The sequence below is a fragment of the Pyxidicoccus sp. M15 genome, from assembly GCF_056858435.1.
Genome location: NZ_CM166495.1, coordinates 9,135,162 through 9,159,713 on the forward strand (window position 1 = coordinate 9,135,162; position 24,552 = coordinate 9,159,713).

The window sequence follows — 24,552 nt, forward strand, 5'->3', positions numbered from 1 at the left end:
CCCGCCTAGAAGGTGACGGGCACCGGCAGCGAGGAGAGCACCACCTGGGAGCGGGTGGTGTCCACGCGGCCATCCTTGCGGACGGCGAGGGTCAGCTCGTGGAGGACGTCGTCCTCGAGGACGAGCGCCACCACCTGGAAGCCCTCGTCGACGGGCGTGACACGCAGGGGGTGCAGCCGGGCGCTGACCTCCGCCTTCTTCGTGGCCAGCGCGGGCGTGGTGTCCACATCACCCCGCCAGGGGACGTCCGTGGCCTTCTCCACCACGCGGCGGCCGGTGCCCCCGGTGTTGGCGATGAAGAAGCGCACGTACTCGGGCACCTGCGAGGCGTCGAGGGACAGCTTCTCGCGGGCGTTGACGTTGTAGATGTCCTGCGCTCGGCTGGTGAGGACGACCACCTGCCTGCCGTCATCCATGTAGCGGAACTGGATGGGCCGGTGCGGCAGCATCACGTCGGCGGTGAGCAGCTTGAAGTGGACGTAGAAGCTCAGCGGCTGCGTGGAGAACGTGGTCGGTTGCCGGGACATCGTGTCGGCGTGGACCGGGTCGACCTGGGCGATGCGCAGCAGCGTCTCGGTCTTGGCAATCACCATCTCATCCTCACGAGGCCCACTCCGCGAAGGGGCGTGGGCGCAGTAGAGCATGTTCAGGGCCAGCAGGCCCACGGTGAATGCCTGTCGTCTCACTTCGGATGGGCGCGATCCCAGGCCGACCCGTAGTAGTCCGGATACTTGACGCCGGTGGTGCTGGTCCGCACGTCGCCGTCCTCGAAGCCCTTGAGGACGCGCTCGTAGCCGGCCTTCTCACCCGCCGCCTTCAATTCCTCCGCGGTGGCCTTGGGGTTCGCCTTCTTCGCGTCCTCCACGCCCTTCTTGTAGGCGGCGTTGTACTCGGCCTCCAGCGGGTACGTGGCGGTGATGGTCTTCCCGCTGGCGACCAACTCGTTCTTCGCCTTGATGCTGTCGACGGTGCCGCGCACCTCCTCCTCCAGCATCTTCTTCACGTAGTCCGCGCGCGTGTCCTTGACGATGTCCGCCTTGGGGCCGTCGATGCTGGCCTTGGCGTGGTTGACCTCGTGGACCAGCGTCAGGGCGTTGCGGTCCACCGGGCGGGTGCGGTCGATGACAATCTTGTTGCCATCCCAGTACGAGCCGCCGCCGTCGGCGAACTCGACCTTGATGTTCTTGTCCTCCAGGTACTTCACCGCCGCCGCGCCGGTGGGCGAGTCCTTGAGGGTGTCCTTGATGTCCTGGAGCCGCTTGGCGTCCTCCGCGGCCTGCACCACCGCGGCGGCCGCGGCCTTCACCGCCTCACCCACGGCCTTGGCGATGGACTCGAGGGGCCCCGGCTCGGGGGCGCCCAGCTTGCGGTAGTCCGCCTGGGACTTCTCGAAGGTGCTGGTGGAGGGCATGCCCGTCCGGGGCGTGGCGTTGGCCGTGCGGGGCTGGGGCTGCCGGACCTCCTCGACGTCCGGCGAGCGGACCGTCTGCGGAGTCGTGGCGCCGCGGCCACTGCCAATACCGTTGATGGACATGACTTCCCCCTCGAATGTGGTGATCCGTTACCGGGATTATCGCACCGGGTGGCAGAAGGTTGCGGCCCGCCCCCCGGAGCGCCCGGAGCCCGGTCCAACCGCCCGGAATTCCAGGGGGTACGGCGCGCCCCGGGCATGTTAGGCTTCGCGTCCGATGACGCCGGTGCTTCCCGCCGCCCCTTCCCGGACCCACGCTGCAGCCCCCGGCCTGCCGGGCACCCTGGCCTTCCGTGGGCTGTGGCTGTTCTCCGCGCGGGCGGACCTCCTCATCATCGCCCTGCCCCTGGCGCTCGCGCTGGGCGTGGCCGCGTCCGGCGTCCTGTCCGCCCCGGCCGCGGACGGCGCGCACCGGCTGGCGGCGTGGACCGCGCAGAACCTCCTGGGCAATGCCACGCACGTGGTGCTCACCTTCCTGCTCTTCGCCGTGCACCGGGACGTGCTGACGGCGGCGCCGGGCCAGCCGCGGCAGGTGCTCGCGGGCGCGCTGGCCATGCTCGCGGTGGGCACGGGCTTCTTCTTCAGCTTCTACGCGGACCTCACCGCGCACACCTACGCGGTGGCCGTGGTGTTCAACGTCTTCGGCCTGCACCACACGCTGTCCCAGCACCGGGGCATCTGGTCGCTGCACGGGCTGCGCGAAGGCGACGCCGGGCTGCCCGCGTCCTCCCCGAAGGAGCGCGAGCTGCAGAAGCTGTACGTGCCGCTGATGCTCACCCTGCTCCTGGTGCGCATCCTCTTCGTCTCCGAGTCCACGGGCCCCGACGCCTCCGCCTACCTCGACGTGGGCCAGGGCGCGGTGCTGCCGCGCGAAACGCTCGCCGTGCTGCTGGCGGTGTGGATGGGCTACTTCGTCATGCTCTTCCGCTCCGTGCTGAGCGCGGGGACGCGCAGCGGGCCGAAGGTGCTCTACCTCCTGGCCATGGCGACGGCCACGGGGCTCGTGCTCGTGGCGCCCTCGTGGGGCTACGTGATGCTGCCCGGCATGCACGGGCTGGAGTACTACGTCATCTCCGCCCGGATGCTGGAGCCGCGCCCGGGCGACACCTCCCGCGTGCCCCGCGCGCTCATCGTCCCGCTGATGATTGCCAGCATGCTGCCCCTGCTGGCGCTGGGCGTGGTGCACGGCGTGCTCCAGGAGGAGGCCGTGTTCGGCGTGTCCGCGAGCCAGGCGGACGCCGTGCGCGCCTGGCCCCTGCTGCGCGTCCTCACGTCGCTGAGCTTCGCGGTGGTGCTGGCGCACTACTTCGCGGACGCGCTCATCTACCGGTTCCGCATTCCCTCCATCCGCGCGGTGATGCTGCGCCGGCTGGGGCTGCGCTAGCCGGCGGCGCGGATGCGAACGCGGTACGCCCTCCTCCTGCCCGGCCCGGCGGCCCTCCTCGCGCTGGTGTTCGCCACGCGGCTGGCGATGTCGCCGCTCAAGCACTACGACCTCTTCTTCCACCTCGCCGGGGGCCGCTTCATCCTGGAGCACGGCTTCACCCGGGTGGACCCCTTCAGCATCACCGGCACCGCGGGCTGGGTGCCCCACGAGTGGGGCTTCGGCGTGCTCTGCGTGCTGCTGGTGCGGTGGCTCGGCGCGGGGGGGCCGGCGCTCTTCATCGCCGCGCTCGTGGCCGCCAACATCCTGCTCCTGTGGAAGGCCCTGGGCCGGGCCGCCTCCGGGCACCACGGGCTGCTCACCCTGGCCGCGCTGGGCGGCGTCCTCCTGGTGCAGAGCCCCACCTGGCCGGCGGAGCGCCCCTTCCACGTGGGCCACCTGCTGTTCACCGTCGCGGTGCTGTGCGTCCAGGCGTGGCGCGCGGGCAACACCCGCGTCCTCTGGGCCTTTCCCCTCCTGGGCGTCGCCTGGGCCAACCTCCACGGGAGCTGGCCGCTGGGCCCCGCCCTGCTCGGCGCCGCCGCCGTGGGCTCCGCGCTGGAGGTGCCGGGCCCGGAGTCCCGGCGCCGCTCGCTGCACGCCCTGGCCTTCGCCGTGGCCGCGTACCTCGCCGCCGGCCTGGGCCCGGACGGCCCCGCCATCTACCTCTATCCCCTGCACCACTCGGTGCTGGAGTCCACGCAGGGCATCGTCGAGTGGCGGCCGCTCGATTTGGACCTGGGCTGGAGCTGGGCCTACCTCGCGCTGGCGGGCGCGACGCTGTTCACCGTGGGCCGGGCACCCTCGCGCTCGGTGACGAGCCTGCTGCCCGCGGCGGTGCTCGGCCTCGCCGCCCTCAAGGTGCAGCGCCATGCCCCATACGCCGCCGTGCTGCTGGCGCTCACGCTGCTGGAGCACGCCGCGCGGACACCCGTGAGGGCGTCCAGCTTCGCACCCGGTTCGGGTGCCGACTCCAGCGCCGGTTCCGGAGCCCCCACCCGCGTCGGCGCGGGAGCCCTGCGCCTCTGGAGCAGGCTCGACGGCCTGCTGGACGGCTGGGCCTCCCGGAGCCGGGGCGCGCTCTGGCCCGTGTCGCTCCTGCTGGCGCTGACCGCCATCCACGCGGCGCACCCGACGCCCATGGAGCAGGGCGTGAAGCGCACGTGGATTCCGCTCGACGCGCTGGCGGCGCTGCGGCGGCTGCCTCCGGGCCGGGTGCTCAATCCCTTCGCCCTCGGCGGCTCCATCTCGTACTTCGCGGGGCCGGACTACAAGGTCTTCATCGACAGCCGGAATGACCCTTTCCCGCTGGCCATCCATGACGACTACACCCGGCTGACCTGGGGCCAGCCGGGCTGGGTGGACGCCCTCGAGCGGTATGACCCGGACTACCTCTTCTGGAAGGTGGAGAACCCGGGCCACATCCTGCTCGACAACCTGCGCGCGCGCGGCGGCTGGCGCGAGCAGTTCCGGGACGGCGAGTACGTCCTCTGGGTGCGGGAGCGGACCCAGGCGACGACGCGCCCATGACGCGCGCGGCCTACCTGCCGTGCCGTTCCGCGTTGGCGAGGATGGCGTCCCGCGTGAAGCGCGCGAGCCCCGGCTTCACCCGGTCGATGTTCTCCGTGAAGCGGGCGTCGCTCACGTACATCTCCCCCAGGCCCCGGTGCATGGCGTACGAGCACGGGTAGAACCACTTCGAGATGTGCTGCCGCCATTGCTCGACCAGGTCCATGGCCGCCGGCTCACTCGGCGCGCGGCCCGCGCCGACGAGCGCCGCCAGCGCCTGCTGGATGCGGTCCTGCTCCGCCTTCATCTCCTGCCAGTCCTGCTTCGTGTAGCCCTTCGTCCTCCGGGCGGATTCCTTGTAGGCCTCCGTGTCGCCCCAGCGCTCCTTCACCTCGGCCTCGTACTTCGTCGGGTCGAAGTCGCCGAAGGCCTCGAACATCTTCTCCTGGTCCATGCTCTTCCCCTTCTCCAGTGCGTCCAGCGCCGAGTCCACGGCGCCCAGTAGCGCTTCCAGCCGTGCGGAGCGTTCCGACAGCAATTGCCGCTGCATGAGCAGGGCGGAGCGGAGGTCGAAGGACGGGTCCCCCAGGATGCGGCGTATCTCCTCCAGGGGAAATTCCAGCTCCCGGAAGAAGAGCACCTGCTGCAACCGCTGCAGGTCTGCCTGGGTGTACAGCCGATAACCGGCCTCGCTGCGCTCCGAAGGGCTCAGCAGACCGATTTCGTCATAATGATGCAGCGCCCGGACGCTCACCTTCGCCAGCCGGGCCACCTGACTCACCGTAAGGGCCATATCCCTCCACCTCGGAAGTGAGGTGTAGGCTCTCACGTCGCGTGAGGGTCAAGCCCCCCGCGGCACACGGGCGCCCAAACGCTCGAAGGCGCCACCCCATGGCCAGAAAGCCAGGGATGACGCCTTCGAAAGAGAACGACTCGGAAGCGGCTCAGTACGTGTTGTTCTGGCCGAACGTCTTCATCGTCTTCTGGTTGAGGGCCTTCGTGGACTTCTCGCCGTCGTTGGCGACGTTGTCCTCACCGGCCAGGGCCGCCGCGGAGGCGCCGAACAGCTTGCGGATGTTGTCGCCGAACAGCGTGATGACGCCGATGGCGGCGATCGCGATCAGCGCGACGATGATGATGTACTCGGTCATACCCTGACCACGGGACTTGCGGAGGGCCTTGGTCTTCTTGGGAAGCGCAGTCATGAGAGTCTCCAGGGGGGTTTAGGGCGGGAAAGCGAACCCTGAATCCTCAGGGTTGCCGGAACACTAGGATGGATTGCCGCCTGCCCTCCATCCGTCATCGGGAGGATGCCGGGAATCCTGAGTGATTCCCGCGATTTGACAACTTTGTTGCAGTCCCGGGCGGCCCGTCAGGGGCGCTCGGGGGTGGCCACGGAGGCCGGCGAAGCCGGGGGGCAGCGGGCGCCGGGGAGGCCCTTGCACAGGGCGGCGAGCGCCTCGGCCAGGTCGGTGTTCTCCGGGTGGGCCCGGGCCACCTCCTGCCCCAGGGAGAGCGCCGCGTCGGCCTCCGCGGGCGTCCAGACGGTGCGCAGGGTCCACAGGCGGTTGGTGGCCATCTGCAGCCAGGCCGTCACCAGCGCCGGCTCACGCCCGCCGCGCGCAATCTCCGCGTCCAGCAGCGTGCCGGCCAGCGTCAGGTCCTGCTGGGCGAGCGCCGCCTTCGCCAGCGCCACCGTCGCGTCGCGGCTGTCCGGGGCCAGCGCATGCCACCGCGCCGCCACGCCGCGGACCAGCGGATCATCCGGCGCGTGGTAGCGCGACATGTTGCGGTACAGCCCCGCCACCTGCTCCGCGGTGGGCGGGTGCTGGCGCATGTACTCGTGGATGAGCAGCCGCGAGCCGCCGTCCGGGGCCCGCCGCTCGTCCTGGTACTTGTCCACGCCGCCCACGAAGAAGGCGATGGGCGAGGCGTACTCCAGCAGGTTGTCGTCGTCGGTGTTGATGGCGCCCTCGCCGGCGAACTCGAGCTGCCCCTGCTCGCTGTGCACCTGCTTGGACAGCAGCGCGAAGGCGTCATGGAGCTCCGCCCGCGCCAGGTCCGCCTTCACGTCCGGCCGGGCCATGCGCGCCACGAATTGCTGCGCGTCGAAGCGGAGCGGCTTGCGGCTGGCCACCAGCACCAGGTCATTGGGCCCCAGCCACGTGGTGGCGTGCGGGAAGGTGTCCCGCAGGGTGCGCATCACCAGGCGGATGAGCTCCTGCCGGTTCTCGTAGATGTGAATCCACTGCACCAGCACGCCATCGTCCGTCAGGTGGCGGTCCACCGTCTGGAAGAAGTCCCGGGTGAAGAGGCCGGAGACGCCCGACACCCACGGGTTGGAGGGCACGCTCACCACGAGGTCGTACTTGCGCGGCGCCAGCGCCATGAACGTCTTGGCGTCATCCACGTGCACGTGCGTGCGCGGGTCGTCAATCGCGTTGCGGTTGTCGGCCTTGAACAGGCGCGCCGCGTCGATGACGGCCGGGGCAATCTCCACCAGGTCCAGCCGCTCAATCGGGTGGGCCAGCACGCTGCCGACGGTGATGGCGGCGCCCGCCCCCACGACGAGCACGTTCTTCGGCTCTCGCGGATGCAGCAGCACGCCCAGGTGGCCGGCGACGATTTGCGTCTCCACGTCGATGCCCGTGGAGGCGTCCACCTTGCCGTTGAGCTTCATGAACCGGTGCTTGCCCGGGATGTCCGCCACCAGCACCGTGGCGAACGTGTCGTCCTTGTAGAAGACGGGGACGGTGTTCTTCTCGCTGGAGGCCACCAGCTTGTCGTAGCTCGGCACCCGGTCGCGGAAGCGCGGCGAGGAGATGCTGCTCAGCCGCACCGCCCAGCCCTGCATGCCGCCGAGCACGACGACGGTGAGGCCGGCCGCCACCGCCACCGGCCACAGGGCGCGCGCGGGGCTGGCCGGACGTCCCGGCAGCGCCCAGAAGGCCAGCGCCGCGGCGACGAGGTTGACCACCGCCCCCGCCACGAAGTTGCCCTCCATGCCCCACCACGGCATCAGCACCAGCCCGCCCAGCACCGAGCCGCTGATGGTGCCCACCGTGTTCCACAGGTACACGCCACCCAGCTGCCGGCCCACCTCGGACACCTTCGCCGTGGCCACGCGCGCCGCCGCCGGGAAGGCCGCCCCCATGAAGAAGGTGGGCACCAGCAGCACCACGCAGCAGAAGCCGAACGTCATGAACTGGAACACCGGCCACGTCTCCAGCGAGGCCGTCAGCATCCACCGCGCGGTGCGGAAGTAGTACGGCAGCCGGACGTACAGCGGCAGCGCCACGCACAGGCTCACCACCAGCGCCACCTGCATGCGCGCGTACATCCGCAGCGAGTCCACCTTCGACCCGCGCGTCATCAGCCAGAAGCTGCCCAGGCCGATGCCCAGGATGAAGGCCGTCAGGATGAGCGTGAAGGCATACGTGGACGCGCCCAGGACGATGGACAGCAGGCGGATCCACGTCACCTGGTACAGCATGGACGTGAAGCCGGACAGGGCCACGCCCACCAGCGCCGCCCGCACCGCCGTCCGGGGGTAGGCCACCTCCGCCCCACCCTCCACCTCGGGCGCGGCCTGGCCCGGGGCCAGCGTCGGCGGGTGCTGCCGCGCCAGCGCCAGCGCGGCCAGGGCCAGCAGCAGGTTGAGCCCCGCGGCCCCCTTCGCGGAGGCCGCCAGGCCGAAGGCCGGCACCAGGTGCGTGCCCGCCAGGAACACCCCCACCGCCGCGCCCAGGCTGTTGACGGCGTACAGACGGGCCAGCTCCCGCTGCACCCCCGCCAGGCTGGAGGCGAAGTGCCGCACCAGCGCGGGCAGCGTGCCGCCCATCAGCAGCGTGGGCACCACCAGCGACAGGGACGCCACCAGCAGCCGGGGCGCCACCCGCCAGCCGTCCGGCACGCTGGGCGCCAGCACCAGCCACAGCGCCCCCAGGGCGTCCAGCACGTAGGGGAAGGCCAGGGCGTACAGGGCCACGCCCAGCTCCAGCAGGCCGTAGAGCGCCAGGGGGTTCTTCACCCGGTCGGCTGTCCGCCCAAAGACAGAAGCCCCCAGCGCCAGCCCCCCCATGAAGGTGGCGAGCACCACGGCATGCGCCTGTCCGCTGTTCCCGAGGACGTTACCCAGGTACTTGGACCAGACGAGCTCGTAGACCAGCGCCGTGGCCCCGGACAGGAACAAGAGGCAGGCCACAAGGTTCTTCGGAAGACGTGCCGTGATGGACATGGGGACAGCGCGCGACCTTACTCGGTATGTTTCAGGCCCATCAAATGAACGCCCACCTCCTGCAAGCCGTATTGCTCGCCTGGTCTCCAAGCCTGCGGGTGACCCGTGTCGAGGGCGATACCGCCACCGTGTTGCGCCGCCCCACCGCGGAGCTGCTGGAGCGTCCGCTCCATGTGGTGCTCGGCGTCACGGCCGAGCGCGCGCGGGAGCTGGATGCCCGCGCCCGTGAAGACCGCCGCGCCGTGGAGTTCGTCGCCTCGCAGCTCGGCGGCGAGGACCCCACGCCCCTGCGCCTGACGCTGGGCCTGGACGCGGGCGAGGCCTGCGCTGGCGTGCTGGACCTGGACACCGTGCTGGAGGACGCGCCGCCGGTCCAGATTTCCCGCCTGTCCTCCTCGCTCAGCCACGAGATTCGCAACCCGCTGTCCTCCGTGAAGATGGCGGTGCAGACGCTGGCGCGGAACACCGGCCTGTCGGACCGGGACCGGCGGCGGCTCACCATCGCCAACCGGGAAATCCGCACCATGGAGCGGATGCTGTGGCTCTTGTCCGAGTACGGCCGGGACACCACGCCCAACCTGGATGCCCACCCGCTGCGCTCGGTGCTCCAGGAGGCCACCGGCATGGTGGCCCCGGAGCTGGCCGAGCGCCGCATCGAGGTGCGCGTGGACGAGGAGCCGGACCTGCCCCGCGTGCGCGTGGACCCCAACCGGCTGCGGCCCGTGCTGGCCCAGGTGCTCCTCAACGTCGCCATGGGCCAGCCCGAGGACAGCCCCGTGGAGGTCGCCCTGCGCCGTGGCGGCGCCGGACAGGTGCTGATGGTGCTCAAGGACCCCGCCGCCGCGCTGCCCCCCGAGGAGCGCGGCACCCTCTTCGAGCCCTTCGGCTCACGCCTGGCGAGGGGGGCGGGCCTGTCGCTCGCGGCCCTGCGCCGGGTGATGACGGGCCAGGGCGGAGACCTGGCCGCCGAGGGCAGCGCCGAGCCCGGCATGGTCTTCACGCTGACGTTCGCCACCTGAGACGACGCCATGGAGACCCTTCTCATCGTCGACGACGACGTCTCGCTCCTCGAAACGCTGAAGATGCACTTCGAGGAGATCGAGCATGACGGCCAGCCGCGCTACCACGTAGCCACGGCCACCAGCGCGGCCGCGGGCCTGCGCGCCGCGCAGGAGAGCATGCCCAGCGTGGTCATCCTCGACATGATGCTCCCGGACCGCACGGGCCTGGAAATCATCGAGGAGATGAAGGGGCTGTGCGGGGACGCGCGCATCATCCTCGTCACCGCCTACCACGACATGGAGACCACCATCCGGGCCATGAAGGCCGGGGCCTTCGACTACATCCACAAGCCCTTCCCGGACCCGGCCGCCCTGGACCTGGTGGTGGAGCGCGCGCTGGAGTACCGCCAGCTGTCGCGCCGCGCGGACGAGGTCAACCGCGAGAATGCCGCCGCCCGCCTGGGCGACATCGTGGGCACCAGCGCGTCCATGCAGCAGCTGGTGAAGGAGATTGGAAAAGTCACCGGCAGCCACGCCACCGTGCTGATTACCGGCGAGAGCGGCACCGGCAAGGAGCTCATCGCCCGCGTCATCCACAACTACTCCTACGACGAGCCCCGGCCCTTCATCGGCATCAACTGCTCGGCCATCGTCGACACGCTCCTGGAGAGCGAGCTGTTCGGCCACGAGAAGGGCGCCTTCACCGGCGCCACGTCCGGCAAGCTGGGCAAGTTCGAGGTGGCCGAGGAAGGCACCGTGTTCCTGGACGAGATTGGCGACATGTCGCTGATGCTCCAGGCCAAGCTCCTGCGCGTCTTGCAGGAGCGCGAGTTCGAGCGCGTGGGCGGCGTCAAGCGCATCAAGCTGCGCGCGCGCGTCATCGCCGCCACCCACCGCCACCTCGCGGAGGAAGTCGCCGCGGGCCGCTTCCGCGAGGACCTCTACCAGCGCCTCAAGGTGATTACGCTCCTCATCCCCCCGCTGCGAGAGCGGCGCGAGGACATCCCCCTGCTGGTGAAGCACCTGCTCGAGCGCATCAACGAGAAGGTCCACAAGCGCGTCACCCGCGTGCCCCTGGAGGTCATGGAGCGGCTCACCCGGCTGCCCTGGCGCGGCAACGTGCGCGAATTGGAGAACGTCCTCACCCGCGCCGTGGTGCTCGCCCCCGGCGACGTGCTGCGCGGGGATGACCTGCCCGCGCTGGAGGCCGCCCCCAGCCTGGACGCGGGCCGCCCCGCCCCCGCCGGGGCCATGTTCGCCGCCCCGGCCGTGGACGACGCCAGCCTCATCCCCACCCTGGAAGAGGCCGAGCGCCAGCTGATCGCCCGTGCGATGGCCGTCACCAAGGGGCACAAGGGTCGCACCTGCCAGATTCTTGGAATCAGCCGCCCCACCCTGGAGCGCAAGCTCCAGAAGTACGGTTTGGCACAGGGACAGGGTCCGCAGGTGCACACCTTCCCCGTTAAGGATGCCTCCTGACATTGTCGCGGGCGCGACAATGACGCGCCCGGATTGAACGTTTCGTTCAACATGATCAGACTGTTTGAACGTTCTGTTTCAGGTTTTGGACACAGAATCCCGGGTGAGCCTGTCCTGTAGCGCTAAGTACCCGGCATTACTCGATGTGTTCCCCTGGTGGCACTTCATTCCCGGCTGGCACGTAACTTGGAAAAGGAAACCCCCGTCCGCCGCAGAGGCAAGCGGCCAGTCTTCCTCTTCCTTCCTTCCCCGGAGTGAATCCCATGCACGGTTTCAATCGCCCCCTCGGCCCCATCGGTTCCAACGTCGTGGCGCCGCTGCAGACGACCTCTTCCGGGATGATGGTGACGGCCAACAAGCTCATCCCCGGCCAGGAGGCCATCGACTTCAAGGGGTACTTCAAGGTCGAGTCCTTCCCGCACAACTCGACCATCTACCGCCCCGGTGACAACACGGACCGCGTGTACCTGCTCAAGTCCGGCCGCGTGCGCCTGATGCGCATCGGCAAGAACAGCACCCGCTCGGTGGTGTCCATCCTCCGCCCGGGTGACCTGTTCGGCGAGCTGTTCCGCCCCGAGGGCACGCCCATCGAGGAGATGGCGGTCGCCGCCGGTGAGGCCGAGGTGTGGAGCATCGAGGGCCGTGACTTCCGCGCCCAGCTGGAGGCCCGTCCGGCCCTGGCGGTGGACGTGGTCCGCGCCTACGCCGAGCGCGTCCGCTCGCTGCGCAAGCGCGTGCTGGGTCTGACGTTCAAGGAGGTTCCGGCCCGCCTGGCGGACACCCTGCTCACCCTGGTCGAGGCGCACGGCGAGCGCTGCCCGCACGGCGGTGAGACGGACCTGCGCGGCATCACCCAGCAGGACCTCGCGGACCTCGTCGGCGCCTCGCGCTCCTTCGTGTCCACGCTCATCAACGAGATGAAGCGCGAGGGCGTGCTCGGCAACGTCGGCCGCATCCTCTGCGTGCGCGACCAGAAGGCGCTGCGCAAGATTGCTTCCAAGGAGAAGTGAGCCGACGCTCCTTCGCGGGAGCTGACGCCAACCTCGGGCCTGTCCGCGCGGGAAACCGCGGGGTCGGGCCCGTGGCGTTTTCAGCGGTCCGGAGTGTCGAAGTCCGGGCACTCAGCCCGGTGCATGGGTGGCCGGCGCCAGAGTGTCGGGGTCCGGGCACTCCGCCCGGCGCATTGCACGAAACGACGAACGCCCTCCGCTCGCGAAGGAGCAGAGCGGCCCTGGCCCTCCGGAATCGGGCGGGCTCAGGCCCAACGACAACGCCCTCCACTCGCGAGGAGCAGAAGGGGTCGGCGGTAACGACTGGGGAGGTCTCGATGCGGGGCGTGCCGCGAAGCCGCGCGGGACGCTCAGGCGCGGGGCGCGCGCAGCTCGTCCACCTCGGTGCGCAGCAGCCAGTCGTCGGGGAAGTCCGTGGCCGCGGCGGCAATCTGCGCCAGCCGCTCGGGCTTCACGGCGCGCGCCTCGCGCATCTGCCGCACTTCACGGTAGAGCGCGGCCAGCGACGGGTGCAGGGCCATGGCCTTGCGCGAGCGCGCCTTCGACTCGCCGTCCCCTTCCGAGAACGCGCTCAGCTCGCCGAACCACTGGTCCCACGACTCCGGGTCCGCCGGCCCGCCCGCCACCGAGGGCAGGTGCGTCGTGACGAAGAGCCGCGCCACCGCGGGCAGGTCCAGCTCGCGGCCGGCCAGCCGGCCCCGCAGCGCCAGCACCTCGCCGCCGTCGGAAGCGAAGCCCTCCAGCTCCAGCCCGCTCTCCATCACCAGCCGGAACGGGCCGCGCTCCGGGAGCTTCCCCGCCCCGAAGGCCACCAGCGCCGGGCCATTCCACGGCTTGCCGTCCTCGGCCTTCCCGCCGCGCGAGGCGACCACCGGGCCGTCCAGGCGCACCAGCGCGGTGGTGAGCCCCGGCGCCACCTGCTTCGGCGCGGCCACCATCTCCAGCACCCGGCCCGTCACCTCGCGCCCGTCCGCCAGCACCAGGTGGTTCACCGTGCGGCAGCGCAGCGCCTCCGCCAGCCCGAAGTCCCCGCCGCGCTTCCACGCCAGCGTGGACTCGAACTCCCGCAGCACCTCGAACAGGTGCTCGAAGTCACGCGCGACGAAGAGCTGCGGCTGCATCCGGGTGATGTCGTATTCGGCGTCCGCGCACGCCACGCTCAGCGCCAGCTTCTTCACCGCCGGGGTGAGGCAGTGCTGCGCCTCTCCAATGCTGGACAGCAGGCCGGCGCCGTAGATGCGCGGGCGCTCCACGTCACCGACGAGGCCGTACTCCGCCGTCCACCAGTACAGGCGGCTGGCCCGCGTGCTCTCGCTGACGAAGCGGCGGCTCGCGCTGGCCGCCTCCAGCCGCGCCTGCGCGTGGGCCACCTCGTCCTCGCTGGCGTCCGGGTCCTCCTTCACCACCGAGAGGTTGCGGATGGCCTCGAAGACGGCCTGGTCCTCCACGCTGGCAATGGCCTTGAAGCCCACCAGCCCGCACGCCTTGAGGTACTCCGCGTAGCGACGGTTGGCGATGATGGGCGCGTGGCCCGCGCTCTCATGGACGATGTCCGGCGCCGGCGTGTACTCGATGTGCTCGTGCGTGCGGATGTCCGCGGCGATGGCCAGCACGCCCAGCGCCTGGAGCTCCGTGAAGACGGCGGGCGGGATGAAGCCGCGCACGCCCACGCACGCCCAGCCCAGCCGCGACAGCTTCTCGTTCATCTCATCCAGGCTGGGGATGCACTCCGAGCCGATGCCCGTCGCCTCCAGGCCCTCCAGGTAGACGGAGTGCGCCTTGTCCGCCAGGTGGCCGCGCAGCTTGCCCAGGATGTTGCGCCACACGGCCTGGTCCCGAGCGGTGTACGCCGCATAGTCCTGGCCCACCACGTAGCGACGCAGGTGGGCGGGGAGGCGGGCAATCGTTCGTTCCGTGGGAGTCATCGTTGTGCACCCCTGGCATAATCTTCTACCCTGCTAAGATATCCCTTCTTGGGCAAAACGGAAATCCGACAGAATCCGACGGCTTCGTCGTTTTAACGACGAGGCTGGTGGATGTGACGCACCCCGTCGAGAAGCGTACGAGCGCCAGGACTGAGCGCGCCGGTGGGCCAGAGGGCGACCACCTCCACGGCCTGGGGCTCCTCCTCCCGCAGTGGCCAGGCGCGGATGTCGGGGGGGAAGGGGTGCATCAGGCGCAGGTCCGGCGCAATCGCACAGGCGTTGAAGGCGCGCAGCAGCTCGTAGATGAGGAGGAAGCTCTCCGCGCGGGCCACCTCCACCACCGTCACCCCGTGGGTGGCGAAGCGCGCGCTGTTGGCGCCCCCGTACGGGTCGTCCCGCAGCCAGTCCACGAAGGGCTGCCCCTCGAGCTCCTTCACATGCAGCGTCCGACGGGAGGCGGCCTCGCGGACCAGTGAGTTCTCCGGCCCGGCCAGCACCACGAAGGGCATGCGCAGCAGGGACTCGGACTCCACCCCCTCATTGGGAGGAAGAGGCGTGAAATCCAGGGCGAGGTCCAGCTGCCGTGTCTGGACCTGGCGGGTCAGCTCGTGTGGGCCGCCGAAGCTGAGCACCAGCTTGAGGCCCTTGGAGGCGGCCTCCCTCGCCACGTTCCCCAGCAGGGACAGGGACAGGGTGGGATTGAGGCCCAGGCGCACCACCGGCTCGGCGCTGGCGAGGTCTCTCAGCCGCTTCATGTCCAGCTGGTGCAGCGGCGTCTGCGTGCCCGCGAAGAGGCGCTCCCCCCGGGCGGTGAGCTGCAGGCGGCGGCCGGGGCCGCGCTCCAGGAGGGAGGCCCCCTCCGCCAGGGCCACCTCCAGTGCGCGGATGTGCTCGCTCACCACCGAACGGGCCACCCCCAGGTGCTCGGCGGCGGCTTCGATGCTGCCGGCCTCCACGGCGGCGGCGAAGGACTCCAACCAGACGAGGTGCCGGACGAGCTTGCGCGGGGGCATGCGGCCATCCTCGCACCGACATTCCCATGCGACACGCGGCTTCCGGCGCATCAGGCCCCGGGCGCTCGCGGGCAGCGCCGACGTACGGCAAGGGACTGTTGGCCGTGGAGGCTACAGGCCCGCCCCACGCCCCCTGGGCAGAGGAGCGGCCGGGCCTCCGTCACTTCTTGAACATCCGCCAGGGGCGGGCTAGCAGGAAGCGCGATGTCACGACTGCTTCACGCCCCTCCCGCCGCGGCAGGGCTCCGCCGCCGGCTGGAAGAGGCCCGGCCGTTCCTGGGCCCCGCCCTCCTCTGGTGCGTGCTGCATGGGCTGGTGTCGCTCGGCTTCTTCGGCGCCTCGCTGCTGTCCGCCGTCGAACGGCTGGCGCCCACCGTGCAGCCGCTGGTGCTCGCGGGCGGAGTCGTCCAGGCGCTGTTCCTCGGACTGCTCACCTTCACGGCGGCACTGCCGCTGGTGGTGCTCGGCCGACGCTACGTGCTGGCGGTGGCGGGGGTGGCGGCGCTGGCCGTGGCGATGCTCGGGGTGGACTCGCTCGTCCTGTCGTCGCTCGGCTTCCACATCAACGGGCTCGTGCTGGCGGTGGCGCTCCAGCCGCGCGCCCTGGCCGAGACGGGGCTGTCCTCGAACGAGGTCCTCCTCGCCGCGGCGGGCGCGGTGGCGCTGATGGGGCTCGACATGTGGGCGGGCGTCCACTTCATGCGGCGGCTCCGCGGTCCGCGCCGGGTGCTGCGCCCGGTGCTGGTGCTCGTCCTGCTCTGCGCCGGAGAGCGGCTGCTGAGCGCGTACCTCATCTTCACCCACGGCGGCGCCGTCCAGCATGCCGCCACCACCCTGCCCCTCCAGGCGCCGGTGCGGATGAACACGCTGCTGACGCGCCTCACCGGCGCTCCATCCGCCTCCGGCCTGCGCCTGGGCGTGAGCCCCGAGGCCGGCGTCCCCGCGGCGAGCATCGACCCCGCCGCCGTGCGCTTCACCCGCCGGCCCGACATCGTCATCATCCTGGTGGAGAGCCTGCGTGACGACTTCTTCCGCGAGGACGTGATGCCCAACCTGTGGAGCAGGGCGGCGGACGGCACGCGCTACCTGTCCCACCACAGCGGGGCGAGCTCCACGGACTACTCCCTCTTCAGCCTGTTCTTCGGCCTGGAGGCCCAGCGGCGCGACGCCGTGGTGGGCGCGGGGCGGGCGCCGCTCCTCTTCCCGGCGCTGCGCGAGAATGGCTACCACCAGGCCTTCTTCGCCGCGTCGTCGGTCGACTGGATGGGCCTGAAGGACACCGTGTTCCGCGACGTGCAGGGCGGGCTGCGCACCGACTACACCGGCCGGAGCCACCTCCGGGACGAGGCCATGGTGAAGGACGCGCTCGCCGTGGTGGAGACGGCGCCGCGGGACACCCCGCTCTTCCTCTTCCTGTTCTTCGCCGGCACCCACTTCGACTACGACTACCCGCTCCGCTCCGGCGTCTTCTACCCCGCGTGGGACGGCCGGGGCGGACTCGCCACCGCGCGCGTACCCGCCGAGCACCTGAAAGCCCGCGCCTGGAATGCCGCCTACGAGGTGGACAGGAAGGTGGAAGCGCTGCTGTCACGCATCGAGGCCGTCCGGGGCACACGGCCGCTCATCCTCTTCACCGGGGACCACGGCGAGGAGTTCCGCGAGCACGGCCGCGTCGGCCACGCCAGCGACGTGACGGAATCCCAGCTCCACGTCCCCATGCTCATCTTCGACGAGCGCCTTCCTCCCGGCGAGGTGGACGCCGTCACCGGACACATCGACGTGGTGTCCACCCTGTTCGACTTGCTCGGCGACACGCATGACCCGGCCCGGCTGGGGGACGGCATCCCGATGACCCGGCCGGACGCATCGCGCTACCTGCTCACCACCATCGGCTGGGAGCCCCGCTATGCGCTCATCGGCCAGCAGCTCAAGATTCGCTTCGGCGCGGGGCTGCCCGGCACGGAAATCACCGACATGCACGACAACCCGCTGCCCGATGCCCAGGCCCGCTTCGCCCTGGAGGCCCCGCGCATCCTCCGCCGGCTGCGCGGTGGGTCGGAGCACCCGGCCCCCGGGGAGACGTCCACCACCGCGAGCCCCGCCACGCCGTGAGGCCCGGCGTCAGAACCGGACCTTCACGCCCAGGGCCAGGGAGAACAGCCCCGTCCCCACCGTCTCGGGGCTCCGGAGGAAGTGCACCAGCCGGTAGTCCGTGGCGACGAGCTCCACGTACCCCTCCACGAGGCGCAGGCCCAACGCGGGCACCGGCCGCCCCGCCCCGCCGCCCAGCAACAGCGCGGGCCGCAGCGCCGTCTTGAACCAGTAGTACCCGTCGGGATAGCGGTCCGGCAGCCCCACGAAGTACGCGTCGCCGAAGGTGTAGCTGAGCAGCAGCCCCACCGTGAGCGGCCGGAGCGTCCACCCCCGCCAGGCAGGCCGGAACGGGTGCCACTGCCCCTTCAGCGTGACGGTGAGGAAGTCCTCGCCGGCGACGGCCGGCGGCGCCCAGCCCAGCAGCAGCCCGGCGTCCACGCGGTCATCGAGGAAGCCCCAGCCCGGCCCCGCGGAGAGCAGGCCGATGGAGCCCGCCACCTGGAGCGTCGCGTGGTCCGGCACGAACCAGGGCGGCCCGTCCTCTGGCTCCGGCGCCGCGCGGGCCTGCGCCGACGCGAGGAGGAGCGCGAGGACGACTCCTCGCAGGTGCCAGGGCGCCGCCATCAATAGAAGACCCGCTCGATGCGCACCACGGGCCCGTCGACGCTGACGAGCAGGTAGTTGCGGTGCTCCAGCGAGTCCGCGACGAAGTACGGCACGCCCCGCCGCACCTCGCTCTCGAACTGGTGGATGTGCGCGTGGAAGGAGACGGAGACGCCACACTCCGCCTGGAGCTGCTCCAGCGGCGCCGTCAGCGAGGCGTCGAAGTCAGCGTGTCCCGGTGGCACGTGGGAGAACGTGAAGAGGTGGGCCACGTCCGGCCCCGGCGCGAGCGCCTCGCCCAGGGCCTCCAGGTCCGGGACGTTGCCCGGGAAGGCGTACTCGCGGGAGTTGGAGTCGAAGAGGACGAAGCGGCTGCCCGCGTGCTCGAAGGCGAAGAAGGGCGGCCCGAACGTCCGCCGGTAGATATCCCCTCCGGTGCCCAGCACGTCATGGTTGCCCAGCACCGCGAAGGACGGCACCGGCAGCCCGTCGAGCAGTCCCTCCACCCATGCGTACTCCTGAGCGGAGCCGTACTCGGTGAGGTCGCCGAGCTGCACCACGAGGTCCACGTCCCGCCGCCGCACGTCCTCCACGGCGTCCGAGGACTCGTCCAGGAAGAGCTGCATGTCGCCGAGCACCGCGAAGCGCAGCGGGCCGTCCACCGCTTCGCTTTGCAGCCGCTCGAGCGCCCGGGCGTGACGGTTCGTATCCCCCCCGCGAAGCTCGTAGGGGTGGAATTCGAAGACGCCGCACCCCGAGCAGAGCAACAGCCATGACACCCAGAAGCGCACGGGTTGCGAGCTAGTGGCGGGGTGCGCCGCCTTCAACCCGTGGTGGCCACAAGTCGATAGGGCGACACGGCAACCGCTCACCGCGCGTTGGATGCGGGACACCGTCCCCGGGCCGGGGGACGATGCGCGGGGACTACGCCGCGGCGGCCTTCTCGCCGTCCCAGTCCTCCACCTCGTAGAGGAACTTCGAGCCGCCCATCAGCTTGCGGTTGGCGGACGTGCTCTGCACGAAGACGGTGTACTTCTCCAGGCTCGCCGGGCGGATGCGCACCGTCTCGCCCTCGGGCAGGCCGAGCAGCTCGCGCGCCCGCTCGCCGCTGTAGAGGTCGCCCGTCTTGCGGTCCATCAGCACCACCTCCTTGTGGCCCTGGATGGTCTCCGTCTTGGTGAACTCGTAGAAGCCGCGGCCCGTCTTGAAGCCCAGGCCGTTCTCCTGCACGAAGTCCTTGATGGGCATGGCCCGGTCCACATCCAGCACCTGGAACCGGCCCGGCGGCACGGCGCGCAGGTCCGCGGCCCCGAACATGGACGGCGTCTTGCGCTTGAGCATCGTGCTGAACATGGCGTTCAGCCCGCGGCTCATGCGGCCCTCCTTCACCACCTCCGCCTCGTAGGCCTGGAGCTGCGTGTCGGACGACTGCTTGTAGCAGACGGCCAGCAGCATGTCGGTGACGTGGGCGAACTGGTCCAGGCTCAGGTGGAAGCCGCCCGACTTCTCCGCCAGCTCCCTGTAGAAGGGCGTCGCGTGGCGGCGCGCGAGCGCCTGCACCCCGTACACGGGCACGCCCATCCTACCCAGCGCGTCCACCTCCTTGCGCCAGTCCAGCTTCTTCGGGTTCTGGTTCGGCGCGTGAGGCACGTCATCGCCAATCAGCACGAGGGCGCGCGTGTAGCCCGCCGTCCACGAAAGGGATTGCGCCTCGTGCAACACCAGCTCGTAACACTCGGGCGCGTCGCCGCCGCCCGTCTGACCCACGCGGTCCACGAAGCGGACCACGGCGTTCTCGTCATCCGTCAGGTCCAGCACCTTGGTGACATAGGTGGAACCCGCGTCGCAGTAGTCCCCGTGCGCGATGATGCCGATGCGGATGCCGGGGATCTCCTTCATCAACCGGGACACCGTGCCGCGCAGCTTCTTGCGCACCTGCGCGAGACACGGATACATGCTGCCGGTGGTATCGAAGCTGAAGGCGATTTCGACGCGGTTATCAATGACTGACGCGCTCATGCGTATGGCCCCCTCGTGTGTGCCGACGAGGAGAACCATACGTGGCGGGTCTGACATTCTGCGGTGTTCTGGCCGGCCCGGCGCCGGGCCCTTCAGGCCGCTCGCGGGGCCTCGATGAGCCCGGGCACGGCCTTCGGGTGGGGCCCGTGCATCCAGTCCCACTGCTCGCCGTTCCAGAACATCTCGTCCCAGCCCAGCCGAGCAGCGGCTTCACGCGCCTTCGCGCCGCGAGCGCTGACGGACCAGCCCACGCGGGACTGCTTGCACTCGCCGCTCTTGAACCGCAGCAGCCGCCGCTGCCCGCGCGCCTCCTCCCGGTCCGCGTCCCACAGCGCCTGATGGAGCGGCCCTTCGCCCTGGTAGTCCACGCCGTTGCGTTGGCACCAGGCGAATACGTCCCGTGCCTTGACCAGCGGCGTGCCCTTCGAGAGTTCCGTGACGGCTTCCACAAGCAGCGAGGCGGTGAGGACGCGCATGGCGGCGTGCTCCAAGGCTGGATGATGACGTCAGCCTAGAGAGCCACGGAGGGCGAAGGGTCATGAGACCTCCGCCTCTTTGTCATGGTTTCGTCATGGAACCCGCTCGGACGTCGACCTTGATGCCCTGCGCCAAAGGCAGCGCGTCGGAACACCGTGCCGCCGGACGTCCGGGCCTTCTCCGCGGCGGCCCCGGAACGCCGCACCGCGGCATCCTCGATGCATCCTCAGCGAGAGCGGCCCCGCGAGGGTGCCCGGCCGGCGGTGCCCGCCGCGCCATTTGTAGAAAGTCGCGGTAGCCAGGAAGCTGGAGCAAGCGACCTCCCCGCTCAGCGCAGGTCGAGCGCTCCCGGAGGGGCCCACGTCCAGCCCTTGCGCATCCACCTCCGGGCCGAGTGGAGCGAGCGCACCAGTCCCCTGAGCGCCCGGGTCTGGGCGGCCAGGTAGAAGGGGTAGTACCACGACGTGCCACCGCGCCGATTGAACAGGGAGTAGGCAAACCGGATGGCGGGTTGCTCCACCTGGCCCGGGGCGTTCTCGAACCACTCGGCACTGCTGCGCGCCTTGTGCTGGATGGGGAGCAGCGCGGTGCGACGCTCCTCCTCGTAGGCCTTCAGCGCGGCCTGGAGGTCCGCCGTCTCGTTCAGCTTCGCCGCGAGGCCAATCGCATCCTGGATGGCCAGCTTCGTCCCCGAGCCGATGGTGAAGTGCGTGGTGTGGGCGGCGTCGCCCATCAGCACCACCTTGTCGTGAAACCAGTGCTCGTTGGTGAGGCGCCTGAAGTTGAGCCACGGCGCCTTGCCGAGGTCCCGTCGCTGATTGAAGAGTGAATGGCCCGCCAGCTGGCGCTGGAAGATGCCCTCCAGACACCTCAGGGTCTCATCGGGACCGAGCGTGTCGAAGCCAAGCCCCTCCCAGGTCTCCTGGGGACACTCGACGATGCAGGTGCTGGCCTCATCGCAGAAGCGGTAGCCATGGAACCAGAGCCAGCCGGCGGGGACTTCCTCGAAGGCGAACGTGAAGGCATCGAACACCTTGTCGGTCCCCAGCCAGATGTACTTGTTCCTCCCCACCTCGACGTTCGTCTGGAAGTGGTCGCCCTGGAGTCGGCGCACGGTGCTGTTGGCGCCATCGCAGGCGACGATGAGGTCCGCGTCCGCGAGCTCGGACAAGGCGCCCAGCTCGCGTTGGAACTGGATTTCGACGCCGAGGCCCATCGCCCGCCGGGTCAGGATTTCGAGCAGGCGATCCCTCCCGATACTGAACCCGTACCCGCCAATGTGGAGTGCCCGCTGTCCGCGGATGTGCACTTCCTGCTGGTTCCAGCGGACGGCCGCCGCTGCAATCTCCCGGGCGCTCTCGGGGTCGTTCCGGTAGAGGTCCTGGAGCAGGTCCTCCCAGAACACCACCCCCCAGCCATACGTCACTCCGGCCGGATTGCGCTCGATGATGGTGATGTCGTGGTCCCTGTGGGCCAGCTTCGCCAGGATTGCGAAATACAGCCCCGCGGGCCCCCCGCCGACGCAAACGATTCGCATTCACCCCTCCCCAGCCCGAGCCCCGGTGAACCGCTGGCTGCGTCCAGTCTGGGGCTGCGTCCCGCACCCGTGTAGAGCGCTCCGGGGGTGATGCGAGTGCTCTCTTCCGCACGCCGGGACGACGGGGCCGGGTGGCCAGCCGTGCCGCGCGCCCCTGGAAATCGTCGAACTCCACCAGCGAGGACAGGCCCAGAAGAACGTGATGAGGGCACCGAGCACGAGCCTCAGCTTCGGGCGCTCCGGTGGGGCGAAGATGGAGTGGTACAGCACGGCGGGCACGATGACATGCACCTGGCCCGCGAGGCCGCGCTGCTCACCCGGCGCTCACCGCACCTGAAGCCACTGCGAGACGACATCCCAGTGCGCGTGGACGAAGCACATCACCCGCATGAGCAGGTAGACGAGGCTCAGGATCTGGACCACACGCCGCAACACCCTGTACGAGAAGACGGACTTCACCTTACTGACCTCCCTTTAAGTCGGGCTGCTGGATTGCCCCGGCGTAAAAGGAAAGCCCCCAGGCGGCGCCTCGTTACAGGCAGGCGCAGTAGTCCGGTAGGCAAAGCTCCCACTGAATTTCCCTGTAACGGGGAGCCGTCTTGAGGATTCCCTAGAGGAAGAGCGAATTTCGACCGATTTTCGCCGACGCCTGACGCATGGCGTCGGGATGAATGACAGGCATCAATCCATCAGGGGCCGCAGAAGAGGGGCACGCATGAGCAAGGGCTTCGAGTCGCCTACGGACTGTCTGCTGTACGGCCAGCGCACGGACAGGCCGCCGGTCCTGGTCGCGAGCGCATTCCTCGTAGGTGGGCTGAGCGAGTACATGCCCCTGGGCGCCGTGGGCAAGGTCCACACCGAGCTGGAGGAACTTGCCCGGCTGGCCCCTCCCAACCACCACGCGCAGCTCCTGTCGGTCATGCAGGCCACCCACCAGCCCCTGGTGGGACTGGGTAAGCCCGGCTCACCGCGCCGCGAGGAGCTGGTCCCCCATCTCGAAAAGCTCGTCCAGCTGGCCCCCCAGGGCATGGGCAAGTCCGCGCGCATCGTCAGGAGGATGCTGGGCCTCGACGTCCATGAGCAGCACGCTCCTCCCTCCAAGCGAAGAGCGGCCAGCCCCCTCAGCCTCGAACCCCATGCTCAGGAGCGGAAGCTCTGGGAGGAGGTCTATGCCAGCGCCTACAGCGCGGCGTTCCGCGTCCTCCATGACCAGAGCGAGGCGGAGAGCATCGCGATTCAGGCCACCTTCAAGACGTTCCGCTGCTCGGTCATGCAAGAGAAACAGGAGCGTGACCCGTTGTGCGCCTTCTCCAGCGTGGTCGCCCGGAACGAGGCCCTGAAGGAGTTCAAGCGGCAGAAGCAGGACCAGGCCCTGAAGGAGACGATGGTTGCGATTGCGAATGGAGCGCACGGGCTCAAGGCCTACTCGCCCGCTTCCGAACACTACGGCTCCGGCTCCACGGACTACGGGCCGGTGCTCGAAACTCTCTCCCGTATCAGCCTTGTCGAGCCGAAGGAGTACGGGCTTGTGCTCTTCGCCGAGACGTTGGTGAAGCCGGAGGAGTACTCCAGGCTGCTGTCCGCTTGGCTCGGCAAGACTCCCGAAGCCGTGCGTGTCCTGCTTCACCGTGCGCGAAAGAAGTTCAAGGAGATGCTGGGCCAGGATGGGCCGAGGGGTTGCGGGGTGGAGACCACCTTGCGCGCCACTGAGCCCCTGGCCCTGGCGCTGGCCGAGGCCGCTCTCACCAGCGAGAAGGAGTGGCCCGACCCCGAGGATGACGGACCAGGAGGAGGTGGGGGCAGCCCGAAGACCAGCAAGCGAGGCGAGGTGTCGGGGCCAGGAGATAGCATCACAAGAGACAACGGAGGCGAGGCAATGGCTGGCAACAACAGCACGGATGCCCGAAGTGAGAGCTTGCTCGCCATGGTTCTCAATCATGCGGCCAAGGCGGAGAAGCCTATTCCCGACCACTTGTTCGAGGCTGCAGGCGCCGGACTTGTAGACGCCGGGGTCCGTGACGTTCTTCGTGCATACAATCCAGACCGCTTCGAGTCGGCGAGGAAATCCTTCCAAAGGCTCCTGGAGAGAAAGGAAGACTTCATCGAAGCACTCGTTGATTCTGATGAATACGTCATCCATGTCTCGCTCACAGCACAACCACTCTCACGAGAAACAAGTGAGGCCCTGACAGTCCACCGAATCTCACTGCTTGGCGAAATGACATCCGATGCACTCGCCAAACTAAAGGGATTACTGGAAGACGCAAATCAACCCGAATCCACCCCTGGAATTGGGAATGAGTTTATAATCCTGGACCTTTCCCCGACGACCAATATCGGCCTTGATAGTGCAATCCTTCTGCTATCCACGATTGACGACCTGCCAATCAATAAAAAGCAGAGGCTTCATATACTCTCAAGGCACGAAGAATTGCGGAGCCTATTCGAAAGACATGGAGTCAAAGTGCATGACTCCTTCAATGAGGCAATACTCCGCCCCATTGGGAGCAGTGTATCCATGAGGTAATACACCGCGCTCGCGCATCCCGCAGGCTCGTCCACGGGATGCGCAACGGTGCAAGATTGGCACGTTGTCCTTCACGACAGCGCACGCCTTACGGGTGCTCGCGGAGAGGCAACCGGCTACTCTCAGCCATAGCCAGACAATCTTCAGCACCTGGACCAGGCGCCGAACCGCCCGGAACGAGCAGTAGTGCTTCACGCTGATACGCCTCCTGAAAGCGGAGCTGATGG

20 protein-coding genes are annotated in these 24,552 nt (G+C 69.5%); 7 read left to right on the plus strand and 13 right to left on the minus strand.

Annotation, left to right across the window (positions count from 1 at the left end; translation table 11 throughout):
• Positions 1–5 precede the first annotated feature (5 nt).
• Positions 6–593: a hypothetical protein gene (locus ACX9TP_RS33670; protein ID WP_482974744.1), complete on the minus strand. Its 588-nt coding sequence runs from the start codon at positions 591–593 to the stop codon at positions 6–8.
• A gap of 89 nt (positions 594–682) precedes the next feature.
• Complete coding sequence (locus ACX9TP_RS33675) at positions 683–1,534, minus strand: hypothetical protein (protein ID WP_482974745.1); 852 nt, start codon at positions 1,532–1,534, stop codon at positions 683–685.
• Between the two features lie 154 nt (positions 1,535–1,688).
• Between ACX9TP_RS33675 and ACX9TP_RS33680 the strand changes: the two genes are divergently transcribed.
• Together ACX9TP_RS33680 and ACX9TP_RS33685 are read left to right on the plus strand one after the other, a co-directional pair.
• Positions 1,689–2,855: a hypothetical protein gene (locus tag ACX9TP_RS33680; RefSeq protein WP_482974746.1), complete on the plus strand. Its 1,167-nt coding sequence runs from the start codon at positions 1,689–1,691 to the stop codon at positions 2,853–2,855.
• 12 nt (positions 2,856–2,867) lie between these two features.
• A complete protein-coding gene (locus ACX9TP_RS33685) occupies positions 2,868–4,424 on the plus strand; it encodes a hypothetical protein (protein ID WP_482974747.1) in 1,557 nt (518 codons plus the stop codon).
• A 10-nt stretch (positions 4,425–4,434) separates the two neighbouring features.
• On the opposite strand, the gene ACX9TP_RS33690 is transcribed toward ACX9TP_RS33685, so the two are convergent.
• The 3 genes from ACX9TP_RS33690 to ACX9TP_RS33700 form a co-directional block, all read right to left on the minus strand.
• Positions 4,435–5,196, minus strand: a complete 762-nt coding sequence (locus ACX9TP_RS33690; RefSeq protein WP_482974748.1) for a MerR family transcriptional regulator — start codon at positions 5,194–5,196, stop codon at positions 4,435–4,437.
• A 151-nt stretch (positions 5,197–5,347) separates the two neighbouring features.
• Positions 5,348–5,608: a hypothetical protein gene (locus ACX9TP_RS33695; RefSeq protein WP_482974749.1), complete on the minus strand. Its 261-nt coding sequence runs from the start codon at positions 5,606–5,608 to the stop codon at positions 5,348–5,350.
• Between the two features lie 167 nt (positions 5,609–5,775).
• Positions 5,776–8,607, minus strand: coding sequence for a fused MFS/spermidine synthase (locus ACX9TP_RS33700; protein ID WP_482974750.1), 2,832 nt, complete (start codon positions 8,605–8,607; stop codon positions 5,776–5,778).
• A 77-nt stretch (positions 8,608–8,684) separates the two neighbouring features.
• Here ACX9TP_RS33700 and ACX9TP_RS33705 point away from each other — a divergent pair, with 77 nt between their 5' ends.
• The 3 genes from ACX9TP_RS33705 to mrpC all read left to right on the plus strand — a co-directional run bounded on the left by ACX9TP_RS33705 (position 8,685) and on the right by mrpC (position 12,130).
• A complete protein-coding gene (locus ACX9TP_RS33705; RefSeq protein WP_482974751.1) occupies positions 8,685–9,659 on the plus strand; it encodes a sensor histidine kinase in 975 nt (324 codons plus the stop codon).
• 9 nt (positions 9,660–9,668) lie between these two features.
• Positions 9,669–11,120, plus strand: coding sequence for a sigma-54-dependent transcriptional regulator (locus ACX9TP_RS33710; RefSeq protein ID WP_482974752.1), 1,452 nt, complete (start codon positions 9,669–9,671; stop codon positions 11,118–11,120).
• Positions 11,121–11,383: 263 nt separating this feature from the next.
• Positions 11,384–12,130: a Crp/Fnr family transcriptional regulator MrpC gene (gene mrpC, locus ACX9TP_RS33715; protein ID WP_163999786.1), complete on the plus strand. Its 747-nt coding sequence runs from the start codon at positions 11,384–11,386 to the stop codon at positions 12,128–12,130.
• A 350-nt stretch (positions 12,131–12,480) separates the two neighbouring features.
• On the opposite strand, the gene ACX9TP_RS33720 is transcribed toward mrpC, so the two are convergent.
• Complete coding sequence (locus tag ACX9TP_RS33720; protein WP_482974753.1) at positions 12,481–14,055, minus strand: aromatic amino acid hydroxylase; 1,575 nt, start codon at positions 14,053–14,055, stop codon at positions 12,481–12,483.
• A 92-nt stretch (positions 14,056–14,147) separates the two neighbouring features.
• Positions 14,148–15,068 carry a LysR family transcriptional regulator gene (locus ACX9TP_RS33725; RefSeq protein WP_482974754.1) on the minus strand — a complete coding sequence of 307 codons (921 nt, stop codon included), beginning with the start codon at positions 15,066–15,068 and terminating at the stop codon, positions 14,148–14,150.
• Between the two features lie 204 nt (positions 15,069–15,272).
• On the opposite strand from ACX9TP_RS33725, the gene ACX9TP_RS33730 reads away from it, so the two are divergent.
• Positions 15,273–17,180 (plus strand): sulfatase-like hydrolase/transferase, encoded by a 1,908-nt coding sequence (locus tag ACX9TP_RS33730; RefSeq protein WP_482974755.1) that lies wholly within the window; start codon positions 15,273–15,275, stop codon positions 17,178–17,180.
• A 9-nt stretch (positions 17,181–17,189) separates the two neighbouring features.
• Here ACX9TP_RS33730 and ACX9TP_RS33735 read toward each other — a convergent pair whose 3' ends face one another.
• The 6 genes from ACX9TP_RS33735 to ACX9TP_RS33760 form a co-directional block, all read right to left on the minus strand.
• Complete coding sequence (locus tag ACX9TP_RS33735) at positions 17,190–17,786, minus strand: hypothetical protein (RefSeq protein WP_482974756.1); 597 nt, start codon at positions 17,784–17,786, stop codon at positions 17,190–17,192.
• Complete coding sequence (locus ACX9TP_RS33740; protein ID WP_482974757.1) at positions 17,786–18,556, minus strand: metallophosphoesterase family protein; 771 nt, start codon at positions 18,554–18,556, stop codon at positions 17,786–17,788. The genes ACX9TP_RS33735 and ACX9TP_RS33740 overlap by 1 nt, the downstream gene beginning before the upstream one ends.
• Positions 18,557–18,689: 133 nt before the next feature.
• Positions 18,690–19,784, minus strand: coding sequence for a vWA domain-containing protein (locus tag ACX9TP_RS33745; RefSeq protein ID WP_482974758.1), 1,095 nt, complete (start codon positions 19,782–19,784; stop codon positions 18,690–18,692).
• A gap of 92 nt (positions 19,785–19,876) precedes the next feature.
• Complete coding sequence (locus ACX9TP_RS33750; protein ID WP_482974759.1) at positions 19,877–20,260, minus strand: hypothetical protein; 384 nt, start codon at positions 20,258–20,260, stop codon at positions 19,877–19,879.
• 329 nt (positions 20,261–20,589) lie between these two features.
• The gene (locus ACX9TP_RS33755) at positions 20,590–21,798 is read right to left on the minus strand and encodes an FAD-dependent monooxygenase (RefSeq protein WP_482974760.1); all 1,209 of its coding nucleotides are present in this window, start codon (positions 21,796–21,798) and stop codon (positions 20,590–20,592) included.
• Between the two features lie 324 nt (positions 21,799–22,122).
• The gene (locus ACX9TP_RS33760) at positions 22,123–22,257 is read right to left on the minus strand and encodes a hypothetical protein (protein WP_482974761.1); all 135 of its coding nucleotides are present in this window, start codon (positions 22,255–22,257) and stop codon (positions 22,123–22,125) included.
• A 256-nt stretch (positions 22,258–22,513) separates the two neighbouring features.
• Here ACX9TP_RS33760 and ACX9TP_RS33765 point away from each other — a divergent pair, with 256 nt between their 5' ends.
• Positions 22,514–24,325 (plus strand): RNA polymerase sigma factor, encoded by a 1,812-nt coding sequence (locus tag ACX9TP_RS33765; protein ID WP_482974762.1) that lies wholly within the window; start codon positions 22,514–22,516, stop codon positions 24,323–24,325.
• Positions 24,326–24,552: the final 227 nt, after the last annotated feature.

Bases quoted from the DNA above. Each gene is read 5' to 3' on its own strand.
- ACX9TP_RS33670 (WP_482974744.1), bottom strand. From the start codon at position 593: ATGGTGATTGCCAAGACCGAGACGCTGCTGCGCATCGCCCAGGTCGAC.
- ACX9TP_RS33675 (WP_482974745.1), bottom strand. From the start codon at position 1,534: ATGTCCATCAACGGTATTGGCAGTGGCCGCGGCGCCACGACTCCGCAG.
- ACX9TP_RS33680 (WP_482974746.1), top strand. From the start codon at position 1,689: ATGACGCCGGTGCTTCCCGCCGCCCCTTCCCGGACCCACGCTGCAGCC.
- ACX9TP_RS33685 (WP_482974747.1), top strand. From the start codon at position 2,868: ATGCGAACGCGGTACGCCCTCCTCCTGCCCGGCCCGGCGGCCCTCCTC.
- ACX9TP_RS33690 (WP_482974748.1), bottom strand. From the start codon at position 5,196: ATGGCCCTTACGGTGAGTCAGGTGGCCCGGCTGGCGAAGGTGAGCGTC.
- ACX9TP_RS33695 (WP_482974749.1), bottom strand. From the start codon at position 5,608: ATGACTGCGCTTCCCAAGAAGACCAAGGCCCTCCGCAAGTCCCGTGGT.
- ACX9TP_RS33705 (WP_482974751.1), top strand. From the start codon at position 8,685: ATGAACGCCCACCTCCTGCAAGCCGTATTGCTCGCCTGGTCTCCAAGC.
- ACX9TP_RS33710 (WP_482974752.1), top strand. From the start codon at position 9,669: ATGGAGACCCTTCTCATCGTCGACGACGACGTCTCGCTCCTCGAAACG.
- mrpC (WP_163999786.1), top strand. From the start codon at position 11,384: ATGCACGGTTTCAATCGCCCCCTCGGCCCCATCGGTTCCAACGTCGTG.
- ACX9TP_RS33720 (WP_482974753.1), bottom strand. From the start codon at position 14,055: ATGACTCCCACGGAACGAACGATTGCCCGCCTCCCCGCCCACCTGCGT.
- ACX9TP_RS33725 (WP_482974754.1), bottom strand. From the start codon at position 15,068: ATGCCCCCGCGCAAGCTCGTCCGGCACCTCGTCTGGTTGGAGTCCTTC.
- ACX9TP_RS33730 (WP_482974755.1), top strand. From the start codon at position 15,273: ATGTCACGACTGCTTCACGCCCCTCCCGCCGCGGCAGGGCTCCGCCGC.
- ACX9TP_RS33735 (WP_482974756.1), bottom strand. From the start codon at position 17,786: ATGGCGGCGCCCTGGCACCTGCGAGGAGTCGTCCTCGCGCTCCTCCTC.
- ACX9TP_RS33745 (WP_482974758.1), bottom strand. From the start codon at position 19,784: ATGAGCGCGTCAGTCATTGATAACCGCGTCGAAATCGCCTTCAGCTTC.
- ACX9TP_RS33750 (WP_482974759.1), bottom strand. From the start codon at position 20,260: ATGCGCGTCCTCACCGCCTCGCTGCTTGTGGAAGCCGTCACGGAACTC.
- ACX9TP_RS33755 (WP_482974760.1), bottom strand. From the start codon at position 21,798: ATGCGAATCGTTTGCGTCGGCGGGGGGCCCGCGGGGCTGTATTTCGCA.
- ACX9TP_RS33765 (WP_482974762.1), top strand. From the start codon at position 22,514: ATGAGCAAGGGCTTCGAGTCGCCTACGGACTGTCTGCTGTACGGCCAG.